Source organism: Pseudarthrobacter arbutini (genome assembly GCF_054510915.1).
Genome location: NZ_JBTNDQ010000003.1, coordinates 1 through 22,481 on the forward strand (window position 1 = coordinate 1; position 22,481 = coordinate 22,481).

Below are 22,481 nucleotides of genomic sequence, written 5' to 3' on the forward strand. Positions count from 1 at the left end.
ACTACAGCTGGACAGCTGCTGCAACTGCCAACACCACACCGAAAACCGCCCCGGCTCGTACATTGACAGCGACCTTGGCACCCGCTGACGGCAACAGCACCCGCCACGCGGCATCAGCCCCAAAACCATGACCGTTCAGCTGGGCATCCCAGTACTCCACCGGGCCGGGAACAACAATCAAGGGCCCGCACCTACGTCACGCCCGGCAGGATTGCCTTCGAAGTTGCTGGACCGTTTTGGCCGCCAAGCAACCGACCTGCGGCTGTCAGTCACAGACAAATGCAACCTTCGCTGCCCATACTGCATGCCGGCAGACGGCATGCAGTGGCTACCGAAGGAAGCCGTCATGACGGCGGATGAGATCCGGAGAATCGTGGGGGTCGGTCTCGAGAGACTGGGTGTGAGGGAACTCCGAATCACCGGTGGCGAACCTTTGATCCGACCGGACGGTTAATGCTTCAATTCACCGCACGCCGAAGCTGGTTGCCAGAGCTATTGCCTCCGTACGCGAGGTGACGCCCATCTTCCGGAAGATGTTTCCCACGTGGAACTTGACCGTGTTTTCACTGATGTTGAGGGCGCCTGCGATGGACCTGTTCCGCTGACCGGATGCCAGGTGCTGCAGCACTTCCAACTCCCGGCTGCCCAATTTCCAAGCGCTGACGTCGGCAGGGGCAGCCTGCGGGGCATCCAATGGAAGCGTCACGGAGACATCTGCACCCCAGCCGGGCATAACATCTACCTGCATCTTTCCGTCCAGGGCCTGAACCCGCCGGTCCAGCCTGCCCAAACTGGATGCGTCGGCGGCAAGAGTGCCGCCGCCGTCGTCGCGGACATTGATCAGCAGATTCTCGCCGTCGCAATCCCACTGCGCCCTGACCCTTCGAACTTCCGGCTGGTCCAGCATGGCCAGCAGTAAGCCGCGCACAATGGCTCGGGCGGCATGGGCGACTTCCCCCGGGAGCGCCCGCCCGGTCAGGGGAGGCTCGACGAACTGCACTTCCACCCCGCTGAAACGCGTCAGCGGAAGAAGGTCTTCCCTGAGGCGCTCGAATGCCCTGGCTACCGGTTCTTCGATCAGGTCCGTGGTCCTGTCGCTCAACGTGCGCAGCCGCACAAGGGCTTTGGCCACCAAATCCGTGGCTGCTGCACGCGCCGCGCCGTCGTCCAGTGCCGATGACCTCAGCGCCCCAGCGACGATCTCAAGCGTCGTTGCGTGCTGGTCCACCAGCTCGGAAGTCACCCGGAGGCGTTCAGCTGAGGCCGCCCTGGACTCCAACAAATATGCAGGCGGAGCATCCGCGACCTTTTCGTGAATCCTGCGTGCGGCTAGGTGCCAAAGGTACTTGGCGATGTCTGCGTCCGCTTCCGCGCTGCCGGCCTCAGGACCGGGCACAACAGGGTCTGTGACCACCAGCAAGGCCCTGCTGGAAAGGTATTTCATCGCCAGAACTGGACGTTCCTTTGCGGCTATCACGGCCTCCCCCACCCAAGGTTCCTCCCCGCTGAGGGCAGCACGGAGGCTGTCCAGCTCATCGATGGACACGCCTGAGATGATGCTCTCCAAACCCGCCTTTTTCCGGGGCCTGCCGGTGCAGTCCTCCGTGAAGATCACCAGGGCACTGCTACCGAGATAAGGAGCCAGCGCCTTCCGTAGTTCTTCCGCTATGGAGGTCAGCGGCGCGTTGGCCACCGCCGCGATGGACTGCAGCAAAGGCCACGGCAAACCCGGGACTCCGGGGCTGCCATGCGGCGTGAGGGGTGGGAGCCTGTGCACTGGCGAGCTGGTCATGGGTCCTTTCGGCAGGCGCAGATCACGAACTACCAGAAAGTATAGCTATAACCATCTTTTGTGGGCGTTACACCCATACCAAAGCAGCGGCAGGATTAATGGCGGAATACATCCCAGATGGATGGACGCCTCCAACAGAGCGAAGGAAACAATTGTGGGTCCAACAGCACTCGGTTCATCGGACCGACTCCGCCCCGGGGCAATTCTCCAGAACTTGTCCCTCATTGCCGGCGAGATCAGTGGCACCGCGGCCCAGGTCGATGGAGACCGTCTGGAAGCAATGACGGCATCCATCCGTTCCGCCGACAGGGTTTTCGTCGCCGGTGCCGGCCGAAGCGGCCTCGTCCTCCGCATGGCTGCCATGCGGTTGATGCATCTCGGCCTCAACGTCCACGTAGCGGGCGACACCACGACTCCGGCCATCCGCGCCGGCGATGTGCTTCTGGTCGCTTCCGGCTCCGGCTCCACATCCGGCGTGGTCAAGGCAGCCGAAACAGCTGCGGCGGCCGGTGCCCGCGTGGCCGCGGTGACCACCAACCCCGACTCCCGCCTCGCGGATCTGGCTGATTGCCTGGTGATCGTACCTGCCGCGCAAAAGACGGATCACGGCTCCAGTGTCACCCGCCAGTATTCGGGAAGCCTCTTCGAACAGGTCCTCTTCGTACTCACCGAATCCATTTTCCAAACCATCTGGAACGACACCGACGCACCGGCTGAGGAACTCTGGCTCCGGCACGCAAACCTCGAATAAGCCCCTGCCTTTACCCCATACCAACACCAACAGAAAGAGAAACATCATGAAGCTTCAGGTAGCCATGGACCTCCTGACCACCGAAGACGCGCTTGAGCTGGCCGGGAAGGTGGCCGAGTACGTTGACATCATCGAACTCGGTACGCCCCTGATCAAGGCAGCCGGACTTACGGCTGTGACCGCAGTCAAGCAGGCCCACCCTGACAAGATCGTTTTCGCCGACATGAAGACCATGGATGCCGGAGAACTTGAGGCCGACATCGCATTCAAGGCCGGCGCAGACCTCGTCTCCGTGCTGGGAAGCGCCGACGATTCGACCATCGCCGGCGCCGTGAAGGCGGCCCGTGCACACAACAAAGGCATCGTCGTGGACCTCATTGGCGTGCCGGACAAGGTGACCAGGGCCAAGGAAGCACGCGCCCTCGGCGCCAAATTCGTGGAGTTCCACGCAGGCCTGGACGAGCAGGCACAGCCTGGCTTCGACCTGGATGGACTACTCAGTGCCGGTGCCGAAGCACGCGTCCCCTTCTCAGTGGCGGGCGGCGTTAACCTCTCCACCATCGAAGCCGTCCAGCGGGCCGGCGCCGAGGTTGCCGTAGCCGGCGGTGCCATTTATGGTGCAACTGATCCCGCATTGGCAGCCAAGGAGCTCCGGGCCGCCATCGCCTGATCCTTACGCACGATGCGGCGGAGGACGGCGAGACGGCGCTCGGACTCGGTGTCAGAGAAAGCGAGCTGACTTTCTCGCCGTTCTTCAGGACCTTGCTGTAGCGGGGTCTCACCACCCTCAACCCATTGCGTACAGCGCGCTTCTAGTTACGCGTAACAGATCCAGCGCGGGGCAGCCGCACGAGCTTCGTCGCCAGGTGCAGCGCGGCGAGCCTGCCCGTACCCCGGGGGTCGCCGCCGCACAGCGAGAAAATCCGCTGCAGCCTCTGGTGCATGGACTGCCGCTCCACATGGAGCTCACGCGCCGCCTGCGCCGTGTTGCAGCCGGAGTCCAGCCAGACCCGCAGCGTCTCAACCAACAGGGAACGACGTTGCGCGTCGTGGTCCAGGATCGCACCCAGCTGTTGGGTAATGAACTCCTCCCGCGGCGCCTCACCCATGGTCTGCACGGCAAGCCGCTCCACAGCGAAGTTCTGTGCGTCCAGCACCGCGCCGCCTTCTCGCGACCCGGGCCTGGATGCTGCCAACTCGGCGCCGGCTGCAAGTTCCAGCGTCAGCCGGGCCTCCGCGAGGGACCACGGCGCGGCGGCTATTCCGGCGGCGACCGGTCCGACGGCGCTGAGGGTTCCCTCCGGCAACGCCAGCGACTGCAGTCCGGCCAGAATTGAGTCCCGGTCTTCCTGCGTCTTCCCGGGGCGGAGCACGGCCAGCGCCAAGAGTTCCGCGTTGTCGGCGTAGCTTGCACTGTGATGCCCCACCCGCTCCAGCACGTGCTCCACAGCCATCCGGGGTTGCCGTGAGCCGGGGGAACGAACCACAACAGCCACCAGCTGCGCGGCCAACGGGATCCCGGCTGCCGGAGCGAGCTGCTGGAGCCGCCAGTTTTGAGTTCCGGAATCGACGGCGCGGATCAGCGCCGCACCCGCCATCTCCTTGAGGCCGGGGGGCATGCGCTGCAGCAGTGCCAACGCCAGAATGTCCACCGAGCGGTTCCCTGCGATCCTCGCCAGGTTCACGTCGGCTCCCGCCAGGGCATGAAGGCTGAGGCGGGCTGAAGGAATGCCACGCACGGACACGTCAACCTGGATGGTCCGGGCACGGTCCGGCGCGTCGCTGGATTCGGCGGGCTCCGGCTCAACCGTATGATCAGCCGGCAGTGCGCTGGCCAGCGGGGCACCCGCGGTGGATGTCAGGACAACTTCCGCGCCGGTAGCGTCCGCCAGGACACCCAGGATCCGGTCAAGACTGCCGCCGTGGGCCAACTCCACCGCCATCGCGTGACTGGCCCGGTCAGCCTGCTGCAGCTGGGCAGCAGTTTCGCTCACCAGGAGTGAGTTGATGGCTTCCATCACGCCTACAAAGGGCACCACCTTGCGAAGCTCTATCAGCGGAAGGCCGGCCGCCTCAGCTGCTGCCACCATCGACGACGGTATCGAGGCCAGCTCCGTGCCAGTCTCTATGGCCAGCGCGGCCACGCCGCGTTCTGCCAGCTCCCAGATGTAGTCCGCGCGCCGTTTGTCCGTTGCCAAAGCAAGAGCCTGGCCGCCGGTCAGCAACAGTTCACCGCCGCCAAGTAGCGGGGCAATGTCCAAAACCTCGCTGGAGTGAATCCAGCGCAGCTGCGTCTGGGCCGCAATGGCCGCCGCAGCGCGGATCACCGGATCCGCGGGCGTGAGGGTGGAATGTTTCAAAACATCCTGCAGGCGTATTGGCATGACACTCCGTCGTTTTTTCTCATAAACTTCAAGACACATTGTATGTGGTGCATGTGGCCTGGGACACATAATCTTGAGGAATCCCCATCCCCTCAACGAAGAGGCCCCAATGCAACAAAAACCCTCAACCGCAGGAGCAGGACAGCAACCTGCACTTGAAGATTGCGAAGCCTGGCTCCAGCCGATCCCCGAATCCCAGCGGACACACAAGGTCTCCGGTCAGTTCTGGATCTGGGCCGGCGCCAACCTGGCGCCCATCAACTGGGTCCTGGGTGCCCTCGGAATCCACTTGGGGCTGGGTTTCGCGGATACCGTCATCGTCCTGGTCCTGGGCAACCTAATCGGCATGCTGCTCTTCGGCTGCTTTGTGCTCCTCGGCCAAAAGACCGGCGCCACCGGCATGGTCCTGGCCCGCGCAGCCTTCGGCCGCCGCGGCAACTACCTGCCGGCAGCCATCCAGGCGGTCCTGGTGATCGGCTGGTGCGCGGTTAACACGTGGATCATCCTGGACCTGGTCATGGCACTCTTCGGCACGCTCGGATGGGTGGATCCCGCAGCACACAACTATGGCTGGAAGATCGGCGTCGCCACCGCCATCATGGCCGCGCAGGTAGCCATCGCCTGGTTCGGCTACAAAGCCATCGCCGCCTTCGAAAAGTGGACCGTGCCGCCCACCATCCTCATCCTGGCCGTGATGTCCGCGGTTGCCTGGTTCGGCATGAAGATCAACTGGACGTACGCCGGTCCCGCCGGCAACATCCTGGAAGGCTCCGAACGGATCGCGGCCATGAGCGCCGTGATGACCGCCATCGGCATCGGCTGGGGCATCACCTGGTTCACCTACGCCGCAGACTACTCCCGGTTCGTGAGCACCCAAGTTCCCAAGAAAAAGGTCTACCTGGCGTCGGTCCTTGGCCAGTTCATCCCCGTTGTCTGGCTGGGAATCCTCGGCGCAAGCCTGGCCACCAACAGCGGCGAAATCGACCCAGGGAAGCTCATCGTCCAGAACTTCGGCGTCCTCGCGCTGCCGGTGTTGCTCATGGTGCTGCACGGCCCCATCGCCACCAACATCCTCAACATCTACACCTTCTCCGTGGCCACGCAGTCGCTGGACATCACCATCAGCCGCCGCAAACTCAACCTGTTCGTCGGCGTCTTCTCCCTCGCCGCCGTCGTGTTCTTCATCTTCCAGGAAGACTTCGCAACAGTCCTCGACGCCTGGCTCATCGGGCTCGTGGCGTGGGTTGCCGCGTGGGGCGGAGTCATGCTGGTCCACTACTTCTGGATCGAGAAGCGCTGGCCGGGCAACCCGGAGAGGCTCTTCGACGCCGTCGGCACCAAACGCCTCCCCGGCGTCAACTGGGCAGGCGTCGTTTCCCTCCTGGTCGGCATCTTCGCCACCTGGCTGTTTATGTACGGACTCGTTCCGGCGATGCAGGGGCCCATTGCCGTGGCCCTGGGCGGCTGGGACCTGTCCTGGCTTGCCGGCGGCCTTGCCAGTGCAGGCACCTACACCATCCTCGGGCCGAAGGTCCACCGCAAATACCTCGAGGCCGACCAAACGAATGCGGACGCCCACCCGGCGTCCGCAGACCTGGGAGTCGCCGCCCGGACCAACGCTCCCGCCGGTCTCTGAAACGCCCCGGACCTGAACTACTGACGGACACTGAAACTCTAGGAACCACACCATGACCTTTGAAGCATTCGCGGATTCAGCCCACCCCATCACCTGGCCTGAAGGCAAGCGGGCAGCAGCGTCCTTCACGTTCGACGTCGACGCCGAATCCTGCACCATCGCCCACGATCCGAAGAGCACGCGCCGGATGTCCCTGATGACCCACCAGTCGTACGGGCCCAAGGTGGCGGTCCCGCGGCTGCTTCAGATCCTCCAGCGACAGGACATCCGGGCCACCTTCTTCGTTCCCGGCTTCACGGCAGACTGCTACCCGGACACGGTCCGGCGCATCGTGGACGCCGGGCACGAGGTGGCCCACCACGGGTACCTGCACGAACCCATGCAGGGGATCGACGCCGAGACCGAGGCCCGCTACATCGACCGCGGGCTCGAGTCCCTCGCGAAGGTCGGCGTGGAACCGGTGGGGTACCGTGCGCCGTGGTGGGAACTGAACTGGCACTCCCCGGCGCTCCTGGCGGACCGCGGTTTCCTCTACGATTCGAGCCTGCTAGACGGCGACGCACCGTACCGTTTCAGCGTCGCCCCCGGCGACAGCCGGGACATCGTGGAAATCCCGGTCGACTGGACCCTGGACGACTGGGAACAGTACGCGTTCTACCCCGGAGTCACCGGCAGCGGCGTCATCGAAAGCCCGGCCAAGGTCCTGGAAATGTGGACCCTGGAGGCGGAGGCACACCATGCCCAGGGCAGCTGCTTTGTCCTGACCAACCACCCGTTCATCTCGGGACGGCCGTCCAAGGCCGTCGCCCTGGAAAAGCTGATTGACCGGGTGAAATCAATGGACGGCATGTGGGTCACCACCATGGAAGAGATCGCCGAGCACACCCGCAGGACCGTCGAGGAGGTCCACACCCACGCCCGGATCGAGGTCCCTTCGTTCCCGGACACGGGAGCCCGGTTCACGCCGGCCGCCGTTCACCAGCGGAAACCATCCGGCAGCCACAGCCGGTAGCCCGGGCTCCGCAACCCCAAAGAAAAGAAGCGCCCGACGGCGGCAGGAGACTGCCGCCGTCGGCGTTTCCCGCGTTTCCGTACGTCAGTCCGCTAAAGTGCGCCGGCAACCGAAGCGAGCAGGCGCTCCACGTCCGTCACCTGCGGATAGGCTGCCTGCGTTCCCTTGCGGGTGGTGGCCAGCGCGGCGGCAATCGAGGCGAAGGCGGCGGCGTCAGCCAGCGGCGCACCGGCTGCCAGGCGGGCGGCTACCGCCCCCGTGAAGGCGTCGCCCGCGCCGGTGGTATCCACGGCCTTGACCTTGATGGGTGCCACCCGGACCAGCTGCTGCCCGGAAGGGGCCAGCGAATCCAGCACCATGGAGCCGTAGGCCCCCAGCGTGACCAGGACGCGCTGGAGCCCCCGCTCGGCGAAACGCAGCCTGACCGCTTCCCAGTCGTTGGCATCCGCGTCGCTGCCGGGAATTGCGGCCGAGCCGAGGAAAAGCGACGCCTCGTGGGCGTTGACCAGCAGGACGTCGGTCAGGTCCGCCAGCTGCTGTGGGATCTCCGTGTAAGGCGAGAGGTTCAGCAGAACTGTGGCGCCGGCGTCGTGCCCTGCCCGGGCGGCGGCCTCAACCGTGTCGAGGCTGACCTCCAGGCAGAGGCAGACCACTGCGGCGCCGTCGAACGTTTCCGCCGCGGCGGCGACGTCCGCCGGCGAGAGGGTGCCGTTGGCGCCGGCCGAGATGATGATGTTGTTCTCGCCGTTGGAATCCACGGCGATGACGGCGACGCCGGTGGCCTCGGTTGCTGAGGTCCGCACGCCGGAGATGTCCACCCCGGCGCCGGCAGCGGAGGACAGGAGCATGTCGCCGTTGGCGTCCACACCGACGGCACCCACCAGGCTGACGTTCCCGCCCAGCAGGCTGGCGGCGACGGCCTGGTTGGCGCTCTTGCCGCCCGGGTTCACGGCGAATCCGTTGCCGTGCACCGTCTCGCCAGGCAGCGGCAGCCGCTCGCAATAGATGGTCAGGTCCGCGTTCAGGGAACCGACGACGACGATCCGGCCTTGGGTGCCGGCTGTTGCGGAACTCATTCGGTCACCTCAGCCTCGACGGGCTTGGGGATGAGGAGCGACGCGGCGAACGCGGCCACCGTGATGACCAGGCCCGTCACCACCACGGAGACGTAGGACGCCTGGGCGTCGCCGAGGGCCGAAGTGGCCACCAGCGCTGCCGGCAGCACCAGGAAGCTCAGGCCGGCGCCCAGGTTGAAGGCGCCCGCGTTCATGCCGGGCAGGAACCCCGGGTTTCCGGCGGGTGAGAGGACAACTCCGAGTCCGTTCAGCATGATGTTGACCGTACCGGCGTACATGATGCCCAGCAAGACGGTTCCGGCGATCATCATGGGCAGGCTGCTGAGGCCGAAGAACGCGATGATGGCCAGGGCGGCGATGCTGCCCAGCATGCCGATGCGCAGGACCTTGGTGTAGCCGAGAATGGGCGCGAGCCTGCCGCTGAGGGGACCCACAAGCCAGCCGAGCAGGGCATACGGGGTAAGGATGATGAGCGACATTTCGGTGGGGCCGATGCCGAAACCGGGGTCAGCCGCCTGCACATACGCCGGCACGATCCCGTTGATGACGGCGAAGATGCCGGTCATGGTCAGCGTGGTGGTCAGCAGCGGCGCCCAGGTGGAGCGCTGGCGCAAGTGGACGGTTTCCACCATGGGCTGTTTGGCGCGCTTTTCCACGGTCCAGAAGCAGTAGAACGCGACGGCGGCAACCACCACCAGCCCGATGGCCAGCAGGAGCGTGCCAGGCGCGAAGGCGCCCACCAGCTTGGAGCCCTCGTTCAGGGCGGTGAGCAGCGCACCCACGGCGACGACGATGAAGAACACGCCGAGCCAGTCCATGGAGGTGCCCGCGGCCGGCTTGCTCTCGCCGGCGAGGAAGGCAATCAGGGCGGTGGCGACGAGGGCCAGGACCACCATGAGCCAGAAGATGCTGCGGAACCCGAAGTGCTCGGCGAAGTAGCCGCCCACAAAGGAGTCCACGCCGGCCACGCCGCCGTTGACCGCGGTGATAAGGCCCATGAGCGTCCCGTATTTGCGCGGGTTGCTGACGGCGGAGCGCAGCATGATGAGGCACAAAGGCACGGTGGGGCCGCTGACGCCCTGGATGATGCGGCCCACAAAGAGCCAGGTCACGTCCGGGGCCATGGCCGCGATGACCGAACCGACGGCCATCAGGAGCATCATGCCGATCAGGATCTTCTTGCGCCCGATGATGTCGCTCAGGCGGGGCAGGAAGAGGGAGAACAGGGCGGCCGCGGTGAAGAACCAGGTCTGTGAGAGGCCGATGACGGCCTGATCGGTGTTCAGTTCCTTGCCCATGGTGACCAGTGCCGGGCTGAGCATGGAGGCGTTGAGCTGGAAGGCGACGCACGCGGCCAGCAGGGCGACCATCAGGGCGGTGACGTTGCCGCGGCTGGTCTTTGCATCGGTGAGGGTGGCACTCATTTACTTGCCTCCCGTGGCTGCGGCGAGGCCGGCAGGTTCAAGAACGGCAGGTTCGCCGATGCGCACCAGGGCATCCGTGACGAGGTCCCAGAACCGGGCGTGGTCCAGGTCAACGGCCACGGAGGTGGTGCAGTCGTCCGGTGCGGGGGCGCGGAAGTCGGCCACGGTCATGCCGAGCGTCAGTGTGCCCTGCAGTTCGATGTCCACCGGAACCTTGCGGGTGGTGACGATGCTGGGATCGATCACATAGGCCACGGCGCACGGATCATGGACGGGCGGGAAGTCAAAGCCCTGGGCGTCCTTGTAGGTCTGGGTGAAGAACTCCATCAGTTCCATCACGAACCTGGCGGGTGCGGTACCCACAACTGCGATCTTCGCCACCACGTCCGGAGTGGCCAGGGCCTGGTGGGTGAGGTCCAGGCCCACCATCACCACGGGCCATTTTTCGTTGAACACGATGTGGGCGGCTTCGGGGTCGATGATGATGTTGAATTCGGCCACGGCGCTCCAGTTGCCCACGTGGTAGCCGCCGCCCATCAGGACAACTTCCTTGACGCGTTCCACAATGCGCGGCTCCTTGCGGGCTGCCAGCGCGATGTTTGTGAGGCCGCCGGTGGGGACCAGGGTGACGGTGCCCGGTTCGTGGGCCATCACGGTGTCAATGATGAGGTCGACGGCGTGGCGCCGGTCCAGTTCGATGGTGGACTCGGGCTGGGCGGGGCCGTCCATGCCGGTCTCGCCGTGGATGGACGGTGCGGTTTCGATGGTGCGGACCAGGGGCCGGCCGCAGCCGGCGGCAAAAGGCACCCCGGTGATGCCGGCGATGGTCCCGACCGCGAGCGCGTTCTTGGTGACCTTTTCGAGCGTCTGGTTGCCCACAACGGTGGTGACGGCCAGCAGTTCAATGTCAGGGTTGCCGTGGGCGAGCAGGATGGCCACGGCATCGTCATGCCCGGGGTCGCAGTCAAGAATGATTTTCTTGGGGCCGGGTTTCATCGGTTTGGATTCCACGTTAAATCTCCACGTCATTGGGGCCTGCCGAAGCAGTGGCCGAAAGTATTCACGGAGATCATGACACCTGCCCAAGCCGCACGTCAAGCGCTTAACGTTGCTGCACGTCAAACGCTTGACGTCTTGCTGCGCCCCCGAGTTCAGGCCGCGCAGTTCAGGCCAGGGGCGCGAGCGCCAGCGGCGGAGCCGTGGATTCGCGGATGACGAGATTCGTGGCCAACTCGACCCTTCGGGAGTCCAGCGTCTCTCCGCGCATTTGGCGCAGGATGAAGCGCAGCGCTGCCCGGCCCATCTCCTGCAGCGGTTGGGCCACGGAGGTCAGCGCAGGAACGGATTCCTCTGCCTGGTACGTGCCGTCGAACCCCACCAGGCTCAGGTCCTCCGGCACCCGCACGTTCTGCCGGCGCGCCTCGGCAAGCGCACCCAGGGCAACGGTGTCATTTGCGGCAAAAACTGCAGTGGGAGGCTCCTCCAGCTGCAGCAGCTGCTTCATGCCCCGGACGCCGGCCTCGGACCTGAAGCTGCCCTGGACGATGTAGCGATCGTCCACCGGGACATTCCTCGCCCGCAAGGCAGCCAGGTAGCCGTGGAGCCGCGCCTGGTTGCATTCGGCACCATCCGGACCTCCCAGGTAGGCGATCCTGCGATGGCCAAGATCCAGCAGGTGGGACGTTGCGTCCTTACCGCCAGCCCAGTTGGTGGCGCCGATGCTGACCACGTTTCCGGCTGGCGGATTGAGCGGATCAATGACCACAGTGGGAACCCCCCTCCGGTTGAAGGCATCAAGCTGGAGCTCACTGAACGCGGACGTCACCACGATCATTCCGCAGCGCCCCTCGTCCACAATGCGGCGGGCCCGCTGCTCCGGGGTCAACCGCGAAGGCCCCTGCTTACTGGTGACGTTCAGCAGCACTTCAATGTCCGCGGCACCGGCCGCATCCAGGATCCCGTTGAGGACTTCGATGGAGTAGGCGGAGTCCAGCGAATCAAAGACCACCTCCACCGCCTGCCGGCCCGCAAGGTTCCGCCGCTGCTGGACCGGGGACTTGTAGCCGGTGCGCGCCAGCACGGCCATCACCTTGGACCGGGTCTCCGCCGCCACATCATCCCGGCCGTTAATGACCTTCGAGACTGTGGGCGCGGAAACGCCGGCCTCCTGGGCAATCGCTGCCAGGGTGAGCTTTCCGCGTTGCTCGACGGCCGTCATTTACTGCTCCTCGATTTTCGAAAGTTTTCGCTCCGCCAGTTTTGCAGCAAACCGCCCGCTGCGTCAATGCACTAGTGGAATTTGTGGCACAAAAAGCCTTGACGCCCCCTCGTGATGTCCATTACCTTTATTTCACTCAACCGAAAGCATTATCGAAATATTTCGAAGGCTTTGGATGAAACCAACTCCAGTCACAGCGCTGACTCTCTCCTGAGGCTGGATTCTGAACTCACACCGGGCGCTCAGTGACGACCCCCCGAAGGATGGACGGAAACCATATGTTCAATCGAAAGCTGCGTTCCACGGCCCTGGCCGCCGCGCTCACGCTCACCCTGGCCGCCTGCGGTTCCAGCGGCCCCGCAAATGTCAGCGCCGATTCACCCTCGATGTGGGCCCTGACCGGCGGGAACCAGGCAAACTTCCAGGCCTCCGTTGATGCCTGGAACAAGTCACACACTGACCAGTCCATCAAGCTCGACTTCTTCGCCAACGACGCCTACAAAACCAAAGTGCGCACCGCCATCGGCGCCGGTGAAGGGCCCACCTTCATTTACGGATGGGGCGGCGGTGTCCTCAAGTCCTACGTTGACGCCGGTCAGATCGAGGACCTCACGGACTTCATTGCGGAAAACCCGGAAGTCAAGGACCGCTACCTGCCGTCGATCATCAAAAACGGACAGGTTGACGGCAAGATTTACGCCCTGCCCAACAACAACGTCCAGCCGGTTGTGCTCTATTACAACAAGGATCTGTTCGACAAGATCGGCGCCCAGCCACCCAAAACCTGGGACGAGCTGATGGCCCTCGTACCTAAGTTCAAAGAGGCCGGGGTGGCTCCCTTCTCCCTGGGCGGCCAGTCCAAATGGCCGGACCTGATGTGGCTTGAATACCTGGTGGACCGCATCGGCGGACCGGACGTGTTCAACAACATTGCGGCCAACAAGCCCGATGCCTGGTCAGACCCTGCGGTGGTCGAATCCCTGACCAAGATCCAGGACCTGGTCAATGCCGGCGGCTTCATCAATGGCTTCTCCTCGATCGCAGCCGATTCCAACGCGGACCAAGCCTTGCTCTACACAGGCAAAGCTGCGATGGTGCTCCACGGCGGCTGGATCTACCAAGGCATGAAGAAGGACGCGCCGGACTTCACCAAGGGCGGCAAGCTGGGCTTCACCACATTCCCCACCGTTGAAGGCGGCAAAGGCGATCCCGCCAACATCGTGGGCAACCCGTCCAACTTCTGGTCCGTCTCCTCAAAGGCAACGGACAGCCAGAAGGCAGCCGCCCTTGAGTACATCAAGAAGGGAATGTTCACCGACGCGGACACCCAGACCCTGATCGACTCCGGCGCAGTGCCGGTGGTCACCGGCATCGAAAGCAAGCTGGAAGCGTCGCCGGACAAGGAATTCCTGAACTTCGCGTACGGCCTGGCCAAGGACGCTCCCAACTTCCAGCTCTCCTGGGACCAGGCACTGAGCCCGGCACAGGGCGACGCCATGCTCGCCAACCTGGATCAGATCTTCCTGAACAAGATCACCCCGGAGCAGTTTGTCGCAACGATGAACGCAACGATCGGAAAATAGCTGTGTCAGTTACCACCCGAGCTTCCCGGCCGACCCTGGAGAAGGGTCCGTCGGGGTGGCTGGCCGCCCCAGCCCTCGTTTTCTTCCTCCTCTTCGCGATCATCCCGTTGTTCGGTGTGCTGTTCCTCAGTTTCACGAGGTGGGACGGGCTGGGCGAAATCACGCTTGATGGGCTCTCCAGCTGGACCACGGTCCTGACCGATCCGATCACGGGTAACGCACTACTGGTGACAGCGAAGATCATGTTCTTCTCTTTCATCGTCCAGGCGCCGATCAGCCTGCTGCTGGGCGTCTTCACGGCTGCAGGCCAGAAGTACCGGGCGGCGCTTGCCGTCCTGTACTTCGTGCCCCTGTTGCTCTCCTCGGCCGCCGTGGCCATCGCGTTCAAGGCACTGCTGGATCCCAACTTCGGGCTGGGTCCGGGCCTAGGACTGCCGCTCCTTACGCAGGACTGGCTGGGCAATTCAGACCTGGTGCTGTTCGTCGTCGTCTTTGTGATCGCGTGGCAGTTCGTGCCGTTCCACACGCTGATCTACCAAGGCGGCGTACGGCAGATCCCCACGTCGTTGTATGAGGCCGCGCAGATCGACGGCGCGGGGCGCATCCAGCAGTTCTTCAGCATCACCTTGCCGCAGCTGAAGTACACCATCATCACCTCCTCCACGCTGATGGTGGTGGGCTCACTGGCGTACTTTGACCTCATTTTCGTCCTGACCGCCGGCGGACCCGGCTATGCCACCCGCCTGCTGCCCCTTCACATGTACCTGACCGGATTCAAGGCCAATGACATGGGTGCCGCGAGCGCCCTGGGCGTCATCCTGGTGGTGATCGGCCTGGTCCTGGCCCTGCTGCTGCAGCGCCTTGGCGGGAAAAACCGCAACGACAGCCAACTGGAAGGTGCCTGATGGCCACCGAGATTCAGCTACCCACGTCTCCTGCCGCCGTCGAACGCCGTCCTGGCAACGTAGGGCGGCGCCCCAACCGGCGCACCGCCCGCACCGCCCGGCAGCGGCCCAACTTCCTGGGTGGCCTGGGCGGCTGGGCCTGGCTGGCGTTCATCATCGTCCCCGTCTACTACGTGGTGGTGACCAGCCTGAAGAACCAGGCCGGATTTTTCACGTCGAACCCGATGATGCCGCCCACCGAGCCGACGCTGGACAACTACAAACTGGTGCTTGAGAACGACTTTGCCAAGTACTTCATGAACAGCCTCATTGTGACCGTGGGCAGTGTGGTGCCGGGATTGTTCGTGGCGTTTATGGCCGCCTACGCGATTGTCCGTGGCAAGGGCAGGTTCCTGAATTGGACCAACAACCTCTTCCTCCTCGGCCTGGCCATTCCGCTGCATGCCACGATCATCCCGATTTACTGGATGATCACCAGGGCCCACCTCTACGACACGTTGCTCGCACTGGTACTCCCGTCCATCGCCTTCGCGATCCCCATCTCCGTCCTCATCCTGTCCAACTTCATGCGGGATGTGCCCAACGAGCTGTTCGAATCCATGCGCCTGGACGGCTGCTCAGACTGGGCGATGATGTGGCGGCTTGCCTTGCCCATGACCAAGCCCGCCGTCATCACCGTGGGCATCTACAACGCCCTGCACGTGTGGAACGGCTTCCTTTTCCCGCTCATCCTGACGCAGAGCCCTTCCACCCGGGTGCTCCCCTTGTCGCTATGGACATTCCAAGGGGAGTTCAGTGTCAACATCCCCGCTGTGCTGGCATCCGTGGTGCTCGCCACGTTGCCGCTGCTGGTCATCTACGTCATCGCCCGGCGCCAGCTGCTCAGCGGCCTGACCGCCGGATTCAGCAAGTAACCCGAAATTCTTACGAAAGGAAATCAATGACTTCCGCAAAGCCATTGCGCGTCGGCATGGTGGGCTATGCCTTTATGGGCGCCGCCCACTCCCACGCATGGCGGACAGCACCCCGGTTCTTTGACCTGCCGCTTGAACCCCAACTGACGGCTGTAGCCGGCCGGAACGAAGACGGCGTCCGCGCCGCGGCCGACAAGCTGGGCTGGAACTCCGCGGAGACAGACTGGCGGCGGCTGATAGAGCGCGATGACATTGACCTGATCGACATCTGTACGCCTGGCGACACGCACGCCGAGATCGCGATCGCCGCCCTCGAGGCGGGCAAACACGTGCTGTGCGAAAAGCCTCTCGCCAACTCCGTGGAGGAAGCAGAGCGGATGACCGTTGCGGCGGAGGCGGCCGCCAAACGCGGAGTGTTCTCGTTGTGCGGCTTCAGCTACCGGCGGACGCCCGCGCTGGCCCTGGCCAGGCGGTTCGTGGAGCAAGGCAGGCTCGGAACCATCCGGCACGTGCGGGCGCAGTATCTGCAGGACTGGCTCTCAGACGAGAACGCGCCCATGACGTGGCGCTTGGACAAGAGCAAGTCCGGTTCCGGTTCCCTCGGTGATATCGGTGCGCACAGCATCGACGCGGCGCAGTGGATCACCGGGCAGAAGATAACCGGCGTTTCGGCCCTGCTGGAAACATTCGTTGCTGAGCGTCCGTTGGCCGGCGCTCTCGTCGGCCTGGGCGGACACGGCGATTCAGGCAACGACGCGCCGCGCGGTTACGTCATGGTCGACGACGCCGCGATCTTCAGCGCCCGGTTCGACGGTGGTCCCATCGGTGTCTTCGAAGCAACCCGCTACGCGTTGGGCCGCAAGAACGCGATGCGGCTCGAACTGAACGGCACCAAGGGGTCGCTGGCCTTCGATTTCGAGGAAATGAACGTGTTGTCCGTCTACGATGCGGCCGAATCCCCCGACGCCGGGTTCCGGCGGATATTTGTCACCGAGCCCGAGCATCCATACGTCGGCAACTGGTGGCCCACCGGCCATGGTTTGGGCTACGAACACGGTTTCACCCACCAGGTGGTGGACCTCGTAACCGCCATCGCGGAGAACCGCCAGCCAGAACCGTCATTCGCCGATGCGTTACAGGTCCAGCAGGTGCTGGCCGCAGTCGAGGACAGCGCGGCGAACTCCAGCCAATGGCAGAAGGTCTAGGACGTTGAGTACAGAACACGGAAGCCCAGCAAAGGAAAACCCATGACAGAAAGAAAGACCGCACTCGTGGTCCGTGGCGGCTGGGATGGACACCAGCCCATAGAGGCAACAGAACTTTTCATTCCGTACCTGAAGGACAACGGCTTTGACGTCCGGGTCGAAGAATCCCCCAAGATCTACGCCGATGCCGACTACCTGGCCGGCGTTGACCTCATCATGCAGTGCATGACGATGTCCACCATCGAGAAGGATGAATTCGAGGGCCTGCGGACCGCCGTCGAGAACGGGACCGGCCTGGCTGGCTGGCACGGCGGGATCGCCGACTCCTACCGGAATACCTCGGACTACCTCCACCTGATCGGCGGACAGTTTGCCTGCCATCCCGGCAACCATCCCGACGAGCGCACCGGCGAACAGTCCGACAACTACGTCCCGTACACCATCAACATGCTTCCCGCCGCGGAAATCCATCCCATTACGCGCGGCATCAGCGACTTCGAACTGGTCACCGAACAGTACTGGGTGCTGGCCGACGACTACGTCGATGTCCTCGCCACCACCACCCAGAAGGTCCGCGCCTGGGATCCCTGGAACCGCGAAGTGACCTCGCCGGCCATCTGGACCCGGCAATGGGGCCAGGGGCGGATCTTCGTCGCCACCCCCGGACACCGGGTGGAAATCCTCCAGGACAGCAACGTCCGCACCATCATCGAAAGGGGCCTGCTGTGGGCAAGCCGTTGAAAGTAGGAATCATTGGATGCGGGGCCATCATCGCCCAGTACCTCGCAAACTTCCGGCGGCTCGATGCCATCGAACTCGTTGCGGTGGCGGATCTGGATCCGTCCCGCGCGCAGGCGGTCGCCGATGGCTACGACGGCGTCCGGGCGCTCACGGTCGACGAACTGATCGCCGCCGATGACGTGGACCTGGTCCTGAACCTGACCATTCCCGCCGCCCACGCCCAAGTGGCCCTCAAGGCAATCGCCGCAGGCAAGAGCGTCTACGGGGAGAAGCCGCTGGCGGCCACGACCGGCGAGGCCCGCCAGGTAATGGAAGCGGCGGCGGCGGCCGGTGTCGCCGTCGGCTGCGCCCCGGACACCGTCCTCGGAACCGGCATCCAGACCGCCCGCAAAGCGATCGACGACGGCCTGATCGGTTCCCCCATCTCGGCCACCGCCACGATGGTCACGCCCGGCCATGAACGCTGGCACCCCAACCCCGATTTTTACTATCAGCCCGGCGGGGGCCCGCTGCTGGACATGGGCCCGTATTACGTCAGTGCGCTGGTCACCCTGCTTGGGCCGGTGGTCTCCGTGACCGGGGCGGCCAGCCACACGCGGACCCAGCGGACCATCGGATCGGGCCCCCGGGCGGGCGAGGTAATTCCGGTCAATATGGACTCGCACGTGACGGGAATCCTGGTCCACGCGAACGGGGCTCTGTCCACCCTGGTCATGAGCTTCGACGCCGTCAAGACCAGGTCCTCCAACATCGAGGTCCACGGTGAGCGCGGCTCCCTGGTGGTTCCGGATCCGAACCACTTCGACGGTGACGTGGAACTGTTCACCCTCGGCGCCGACTCATGGAAAACCCTTCCGGTCTCGGCCGGGTACAGGGACTCCGGCCGAGGGTTCGGCATCGCCGATCTGGCGGCGACACCGGAGGGAGCAGAACCGCGCGCCGGCGGCCGACTGGCCTACCACGCGCTTGAAGTCATGGAATCTGTGCTCGAATCGGCCCGCAGCGGATCCATGGTCCCGATCAAAAGCACGGCGTCACGGCCGGAACCTGTGCCCCTCACCGCATCGCCGGATGACGCCCGCGTTCAGGAGGTCAGCGCGTAGGATCGCGGGTGCAATGCGGAACGTCCCGGCCTATTACGATCGACGTATGGAATCCGCGGAGCAGGTGCAGCAATCCGTCCGCTCTGGGCGGATCACCGCCGCCATGGTCGCGGCCCGAGCCGGCGTCTCGACGGCGACCGTTTCCCTGGTGGCCAACGGCAAGACCGCCGGCCGCGTTTCTGAGGACAACATCGCCAGGGTGCGGGACGCCATTTCCGAGCTTGGGTACGTGGTGGACGGCATCGGCAGCTCGCTGGCCAAGGGCGTCAGCTCCATCGTGATCCTCGTGTCCCCGGACATCTCCAACCCGTTTTTCGCCAAGGTGATCGCCGGGGTCCGCGAGTCACTCGGGGCTGATTACCAGCTGCTGCTGTCGGTCACCGAGGCGGGTGAATTTCCGCAGGCGGGCGACGTCCGGAAGCTGATGGCGCTCCGGCCGGCCGGGCTGCTGGTGGGTGCCCCCAACGCCGAATTCCTGGAAGAACTTTCCGCCGCCGGACCCGTGGTCCTGCTCGATGCCCCGGGCCTGGAGGCGTACGCCCCGTCCGTGAATCTGGACGTTGCGCACGGCGCGCGCCAGCTGGCCGCGCATCTGGCCGGGGCGGGCCACGGCCGGGTGGCCTACGTGGACAGCGTCACCGGCACGGCCACGTTCGCCATCCGCCGCGAAGCCTTCCTGGAGGAGGCAGCGGCCCACGGAATAACGGTGGAGCCCGGCCACATCATCAGCACCACCATCGACGTCGGCGCGTCCGCCGCCGCGTTCGCCGCCGCCTGGCCGGCATGGCAGCAGGCCGGGGTCACCGCCGTCGTCTGCTGCACTGACACGCACGCCTACGGCGTGCTGCAGGAGGCACGGGTGGCAGGCGTGCAGATCCCGGACCAGCTAGCCATTGCCGGTTTCGATGATCTGCCGTACTCCGCGACGAGTAATCCCAGCCTGACCAGCGTGCACCTGCCGGCAACCTCGCTGGGGCTGAAGGCAGGCGGGCAGCTGCGCCGGCTCATGGAAGGCCACCGGCTGGAGCAGCCGCAGCTGACGCTGGAGAGCTCCCTGGTGGTCCGCAACTCCACCTCGGCATAACACTGTGCCGCATGACAACCCGCTGTCACACCCCCGCCGTAAGCTGGGGACATGCCGAGTAACTGGGACAGCCTGGACATCAGCCTGCGTGAATCCGTGCAGGAAAACGTGGAGATCTACGAGCGCGTCCGCCCTGCCCTGAAGCTGGTCACCAAAGACGTTCTCCACATCCTCCGCGACATGCTGAAGGACACCGAGGTCACGCCGCTGTTTGTCACCGGGCGCACCAAGTCGGTGGAATCGTTCCGGGAGAAGATTTCTCGGATTGAGGAACCTCTGGAACCCGGCGGTCCGCCGGTACTGAAGTTCCCGGACCCGTTCCGCACCCTCAACGACATGGTGGGCGTGCGCGTCATCACCAAACTGCCCGCGGAGAATGCGCTGGTAGCCAACATCATCAAGCGCCAGCGCCAGGTCTTCGACTGCCGCGGCGACCGCGAGAAGGACATCGGTTCCATCGAGTCCGGCACGTACGGCTACTCCAGCCGCCACCTCATCCTGCGCACCATCCAGAACGAGGCCGTCAAGGATTACCAGCAGGCCTTCAACCCGGACATTCCGGCCAACGGCAGCTACTTCTTTGAATGCCAGATCCGCACCGTCTTCGCCCACGCGTGGAGCGAGATCGAGCACGACATCCGTTTCAAGGCTGAGGATCCCCGCGCCTGGACGCCGCATTTCGACCGGCAGTTCACCGCCACCGCCGCCATGCTGGAAACCGTGGAAAGCGCCTTCGCGGACCTCCACGAACGCTACGAGGAAGTCCGCAGCTACTGGGACCTGGACGGTGAAGGCGCCGCGCAGCTCACACCCAACCGGATCCGCGACGTCTGGCGGACGCTGCTGCCGCACGTGGACCGCAAAGTGGATGACGACTGGGGCTGGGCCGCAGAGCTCATGGCCGCCCACGGCCTCAACCAGACCGTCCAGTTGGCCGGCCTGCTCAGCGCCCAGCGGATCACCGAGGTCCGCAAGGCCCTGGACCACCGCTACTCCCCAGGCCCGGACCGCCTGCTGGATGACCTCCTGCTCTGGCAGTACGGCACCAAACACATCGACCTCACCGCAGAGGCGCCCGACGCCGTCCCGCACCCGCGGCGCGACAGCCTCCTGCGGCGGCTCAAACAGATCGAGCGCTACCGCCAGACCCAGTCCGAGTAGACCGCTCACGGAACCGCAGGATTATTGGGCACCACCGAGATTCAACTACCCTTGACTCATGGTGGAGGCTGTTGTAGACGGACCTCCGTTGCTCCCGGCTCCAGCCCCGCGGCAAGATCCGGCACCTGTTTTTGCCCCTCTCTGACAAGGATTCCGCCATTTCCACGGACGCATTCTTCGCCACGCTCACCCGGATCCGCAATGTCATCCTGCCTGCGGGCGCACGGTCCTGGCTGAACACGCCGCGGGGGCTCCTCACCGGCTTCATCCTGGTGCACCTGGGATTCCTGATTTTCGCGGCGCTGCTGTCCCTGCGCGGCGAGGCCTTCAGCGACACCTTCATTTACCGCGAGTGGGCCCGGGCGGGTTTTGACGAAACCAACCTCAGCGGCGGCCCCAGCCCATGGGTGTACCCCATCCTCGCGCTGATCCCCATGGCGCTGGCAGGGCTGGCCGGCCCCGGACCGTTCTTTTTCCTCTGGGTGCTGATGACCACCATCCTCAACGGCTGGGCCCTGGCCAAGCTCACGGACCGTGGCCGCAACCAGGACGCGATCCCCGCGGGCTGGTGGTGGCTGATCTTCACGCTGCTGATGGGCTGGCTGGGCTTCGCGCGCGTGGACGGCCTCACCGCACCGATCGTCCTGGTGGCCCTGGCCTATGGTGTGGGCCGGCCGTTTATCGCGTCGGTCCTGCTCGCCGCGGCCACCTGGGTGAAGGTGTGGCCGGCCGCCGTCATGCTGGCCCTGTTCGCCGTGGTCAAGAACCGCCTGCTGGTGGTGCTGGCCGGAGTGGCCACTTCAGCAGCGGTGGTGGCACTCGCCGCCGCGGCTGGCAGTGTGTCCAAGCTGCTGAACTTCCTGACCCAGCAGGGCGACAGGGGCATGCAGCTCGAGGCAACATTCACCACCCCGTGGCTGTGGCTGTCCGTGCTGAACATCGGCGACTCCCGGATGTACATGAACACCGATATCAACTCCATGCAGGTGGACGGCCCCGGCACCGCGGTGATGTCCGTGCTCATGCAGCCGCTCCTCATCCTTGCCGCGCTGCTCGTAGCCGGACTGACGTTCTGGGCGCTGCACAACGGCAAGCTCAACGGCAACGGCAAGGCCGACGGCGGCGTGGACCGCACCGAGCTGCTGCTGGCCGGGGCGCTCACCCTGGCCACCGCCTTTGTGGTGTTCAACAAGGTGGGCTCGCCCCAGTTCATGGTGTGGCTGGCCCCGGCCGTGGCAGTGGGCCTGGCGCACAGCTGGCGTGAGTGGCGGGTCCCCGCCGCCATGCTCATCGCCATCGCCGTGGCCACCTTCTTCATCTACCCGCTGTTCTACGATGCCCTCAGCCACAACAACCCCCTCATGGCCGGCGTGCTGACCATCCGCAACGTCCTTCTGGTGGTCCTGTTCCTGTGGTCGGTCCGGCGCCTCTACTCGCTGGGCAAAAAGACTCCCGCGACCGTCCCCGCGCTCAAGGAGTCCTGAGATTTCCA

The 22,481-nt window shown here is 64.8% G+C and carries 20 protein-coding genes and 1 pseudogene; 14 read left to right on the plus strand and 7 right to left on the minus strand.

Annotated elements, in window-relative coordinates; all coding sequences use genetic code 11:
* Position 1 precedes the first annotated feature (1 nt).
* Positions 2–181: a hypothetical protein gene (locus tag ACX80V_RS03950; RefSeq protein ID WP_485842329.1), complete on the minus strand. Its 180-nt coding sequence runs from the start codon at positions 179–181 to the stop codon at positions 2–4.
* Here ACX80V_RS03950 and ACX80V_RS03955 point away from each other — a divergent pair.
* Positions 128–448, plus strand: a pseudogene (locus tag ACX80V_RS03955) (radical SAM protein); the annotation flags it as partial. The gene ACX80V_RS03950 and the pseudogene ACX80V_RS03955 sit on opposite strands and share 54 nt — an antisense overlap.
* Positions 449–463: 15 nt before the next feature.
* Here the strand turns inward: ACX80V_RS03955 and ACX80V_RS03960 are convergent.
* A complete protein-coding gene (locus ACX80V_RS03960) occupies positions 464–1,792 on the minus strand; it encodes a LuxR C-terminal-related transcriptional regulator (protein ID WP_485842062.1) in 1,329 nt (442 codons plus the stop codon).
* Positions 1,793–1,946: 154 nt separating this feature from the next.
* On the opposite strand from ACX80V_RS03960, the gene hxlB reads away from it, so the two are divergent.
* Positions 1,947–2,543: a 6-phospho-3-hexuloisomerase gene (gene hxlB / locus ACX80V_RS03965; protein ID WP_485842063.1), complete on the plus strand. Its 597-nt coding sequence runs from the start codon at positions 1,947–1,949 to the stop codon at positions 2,541–2,543.
* Positions 2,544–2,589: 46 nt separating this feature from the next.
* The gene (gene hxlA, locus ACX80V_RS03970) at positions 2,590–3,213 is read left to right on the plus strand and encodes a 3-hexulose-6-phosphate synthase (protein ID WP_485842064.1); all 624 of its coding nucleotides are present in this window, start codon (positions 2,590–2,592) and stop codon (positions 3,211–3,213) included.
* 142 nt (positions 3,214–3,355) lie between these two features.
* On the opposite strand, the gene ACX80V_RS03975 is transcribed toward hxlA, so the two are convergent.
* The gene (locus ACX80V_RS03975; protein WP_485842065.1) at positions 3,356–4,927 is read right to left on the minus strand and encodes a helix-turn-helix domain-containing protein; all 1,572 of its coding nucleotides are present in this window, start codon (positions 4,925–4,927) and stop codon (positions 3,356–3,358) included.
* Positions 4,928–5,036: 109 nt separating this feature from the next.
* Between ACX80V_RS03975 and ACX80V_RS03980 the strand changes: the two genes are divergently transcribed.
* Both ACX80V_RS03980 and ACX80V_RS03985 read left to right on the plus strand, forming a co-directional pair.
* Positions 5,037–6,563 carry a purine-cytosine permease family protein gene (locus ACX80V_RS03980; RefSeq protein ID WP_485842066.1) on the plus strand — a complete coding sequence of 509 codons (1,527 nt, stop codon included), beginning with the start codon at positions 5,037–5,039 and terminating at the stop codon, positions 6,561–6,563.
* 52 nt (positions 6,564–6,615) lie between these two features.
* Entirely contained in the window at positions 6,616–7,575 is a 960-nt protein-coding gene (locus tag ACX80V_RS03985) for a polysaccharide deacetylase family protein (RefSeq protein WP_485842067.1), read from the plus strand.
* Between the two features lie 92 nt (positions 7,576–7,667).
* Here ACX80V_RS03985 and ACX80V_RS03990 read toward each other — a convergent pair whose 3' ends face one another.
* The 4 genes from ACX80V_RS03990 to ACX80V_RS04005 all read right to left on the minus strand — a co-directional run bounded on the left by ACX80V_RS03990 (position 7,668) and on the right by ACX80V_RS04005 (position 12,293).
* Positions 7,668–8,651, minus strand: a complete 984-nt coding sequence (locus tag ACX80V_RS03990) for a ribokinase (protein WP_485842068.1) — start codon at positions 8,649–8,651, stop codon at positions 7,668–7,670.
* The gene (uriT, locus tag ACX80V_RS03995; RefSeq protein WP_485842069.1) at positions 8,648–10,075 is read right to left on the minus strand and encodes a uridine transporter UriT; all 1,428 of its coding nucleotides are present in this window, start codon (positions 10,073–10,075) and stop codon (positions 8,648–8,650) included. Before uriT ends, ACX80V_RS03990 begins: the two co-directional genes overlap by 4 nt.
* Positions 10,076–11,104, minus strand: coding sequence for a uridine-preferring nucleoside hydrolase UriH (gene uriH / locus ACX80V_RS04000; RefSeq protein ID WP_485842070.1), 1,029 nt, complete (start codon positions 11,102–11,104; stop codon positions 10,076–10,078).
* 136 nt (positions 11,105–11,240) lie between these two features.
* Positions 11,241–12,293, minus strand: a complete 1,053-nt coding sequence (locus ACX80V_RS04005) for a LacI family DNA-binding transcriptional regulator (protein ID WP_485842071.1) — start codon at positions 12,291–12,293, stop codon at positions 11,241–11,243.
* A gap of 278 nt (positions 12,294–12,571) precedes the next feature.
* On the opposite strand from ACX80V_RS04005, the gene ACX80V_RS04010 reads away from it, so the two are divergent.
* From ACX80V_RS04010 to ACX80V_RS04050, 9 genes are all read left to right on the plus strand, one after another.
* A complete protein-coding gene (locus tag ACX80V_RS04010; protein WP_485842072.1) occupies positions 12,572–13,876 on the plus strand; it encodes an extracellular solute-binding protein in 1,305 nt (434 codons plus the stop codon).
* Complete coding sequence (locus ACX80V_RS04015) at positions 13,873–14,781, plus strand: carbohydrate ABC transporter permease (RefSeq protein ID WP_485842320.1); 909 nt, start codon at positions 13,873–13,875, stop codon at positions 14,779–14,781. The genes ACX80V_RS04010 and ACX80V_RS04015 overlap by 4 nt, the downstream gene beginning before the upstream one ends.
* Positions 14,781–15,695, plus strand: a complete 915-nt coding sequence (locus ACX80V_RS04020; RefSeq protein ID WP_485842073.1) for a carbohydrate ABC transporter permease — start codon at positions 14,781–14,783, stop codon at positions 15,693–15,695. Before ACX80V_RS04015 ends, ACX80V_RS04020 begins: the two co-directional genes overlap by 1 nt.
* Positions 15,696–15,721: 26 nt before the next feature.
* Positions 15,722–16,900 carry a Gfo/Idh/MocA family protein gene (locus ACX80V_RS04025; protein WP_485842074.1) on the plus strand — a complete coding sequence of 393 codons (1,179 nt, stop codon included), beginning with the start codon at positions 15,722–15,724 and terminating at the stop codon, positions 16,898–16,900.
* A gap of 42 nt (positions 16,901–16,942) precedes the next feature.
* Positions 16,943–17,641 (plus strand): ThuA domain-containing protein, encoded by a 699-nt coding sequence (locus ACX80V_RS04030; protein WP_485842075.1) that lies wholly within the window; start codon positions 16,943–16,945, stop codon positions 17,639–17,641.
* On the plus strand, positions 17,626–18,744 hold the full coding sequence (locus ACX80V_RS04035; RefSeq protein ID WP_485842076.1) for a Gfo/Idh/MocA family protein: 1,119 nt from the start codon (positions 17,626–17,628) through the stop codon (positions 18,742–18,744). Before ACX80V_RS04030 ends, ACX80V_RS04035 begins: the two co-directional genes overlap by 16 nt.
* Before the next feature lie 46 nt (positions 18,745–18,790).
* Complete coding sequence (locus ACX80V_RS04040) at positions 18,791–19,828, plus strand: LacI family DNA-binding transcriptional regulator (RefSeq protein WP_485842077.1); 1,038 nt, start codon at positions 18,791–18,793, stop codon at positions 19,826–19,828.
* A 51-nt stretch (positions 19,829–19,879) separates the two neighbouring features.
* Positions 19,880–20,989 carry a GTP pyrophosphokinase gene (locus ACX80V_RS04045; RefSeq protein ID WP_485842078.1) on the plus strand — a complete coding sequence of 370 codons (1,110 nt, stop codon included), beginning with the start codon at positions 19,880–19,882 and terminating at the stop codon, positions 20,987–20,989.
* Positions 20,990–21,147: 158 nt separating this feature from the next.
* Positions 21,148–22,473 carry a glycosyltransferase family 87 protein gene (locus tag ACX80V_RS04050; RefSeq protein WP_485842321.1) on the plus strand — a complete coding sequence of 442 codons (1,326 nt, stop codon included), beginning with the start codon at positions 21,148–21,150 and terminating at the stop codon, positions 22,471–22,473.
* Positions 22,474–22,481 lie beyond the last annotated feature (8 nt).

Bases quoted from the DNA above. Each gene is read 5' to 3' on its own strand.
- ACX80V_RS03960 (WP_485842062.1), bottom strand. From the start codon at position 1,792: ATGACCAGCTCGCCAGTGCACAGGCTCCCACCCCTCACGCCGCATGGC.
- hxlA (WP_485842064.1), top strand. From the start codon at position 2,590: ATGAAGCTTCAGGTAGCCATGGACCTCCTGACCACCGAAGACGCGCTT.
- ACX80V_RS03975 (WP_485842065.1), bottom strand. From the start codon at position 4,927: ATGCCAATACGCCTGCAGGATGTTTTGAAACATTCCACCCTCACGCCC.
- ACX80V_RS03980 (WP_485842066.1), top strand. From the start codon at position 5,037: ATGCAACAAAAACCCTCAACCGCAGGAGCAGGACAGCAACCTGCACTT.
- ACX80V_RS03985 (WP_485842067.1), top strand. From the start codon at position 6,616: ATGACCTTTGAAGCATTCGCGGATTCAGCCCACCCCATCACCTGGCCT.
- ACX80V_RS03990 (WP_485842068.1), bottom strand. From the start codon at position 8,651: ATGAGTTCCGCAACAGCCGGCACCCAAGGCCGGATCGTCGTCGTCGGT.
- uriT (WP_485842069.1), bottom strand. From the start codon at position 10,075: ATGAGTGCCACCCTCACCGATGCAAAGACCAGCCGCGGCAACGTCACC.
- uriH (WP_485842070.1), bottom strand. From the start codon at position 11,104: ATGACGTGGAGATTTAACGTGGAATCCAAACCGATGAAACCCGGCCCC.
- ACX80V_RS04005 (WP_485842071.1), bottom strand. From the start codon at position 12,293: ATGACGGCCGTCGAGCAACGCGGAAAGCTCACCCTGGCAGCGATTGCC.
- ACX80V_RS04010 (WP_485842072.1), top strand. From the start codon at position 12,572: ATGTTCAATCGAAAGCTGCGTTCCACGGCCCTGGCCGCCGCGCTCACG.
- ACX80V_RS04020 (WP_485842073.1), top strand. From the start codon at position 14,781: ATGGCCACCGAGATTCAGCTACCCACGTCTCCTGCCGCCGTCGAACGC.
- ACX80V_RS04025 (WP_485842074.1), top strand. From the start codon at position 15,722: ATGACTTCCGCAAAGCCATTGCGCGTCGGCATGGTGGGCTATGCCTTT.
- ACX80V_RS04030 (WP_485842075.1), top strand. From the start codon at position 16,943: ATGACAGAAAGAAAGACCGCACTCGTGGTCCGTGGCGGCTGGGATGGA.
- ACX80V_RS04040 (WP_485842077.1), top strand. From the start codon at position 18,791: ATGGAATCCGCGGAGCAGGTGCAGCAATCCGTCCGCTCTGGGCGGATC.
- ACX80V_RS04045 (WP_485842078.1), top strand. From the start codon at position 19,880: ATGCCGAGTAACTGGGACAGCCTGGACATCAGCCTGCGTGAATCCGTG.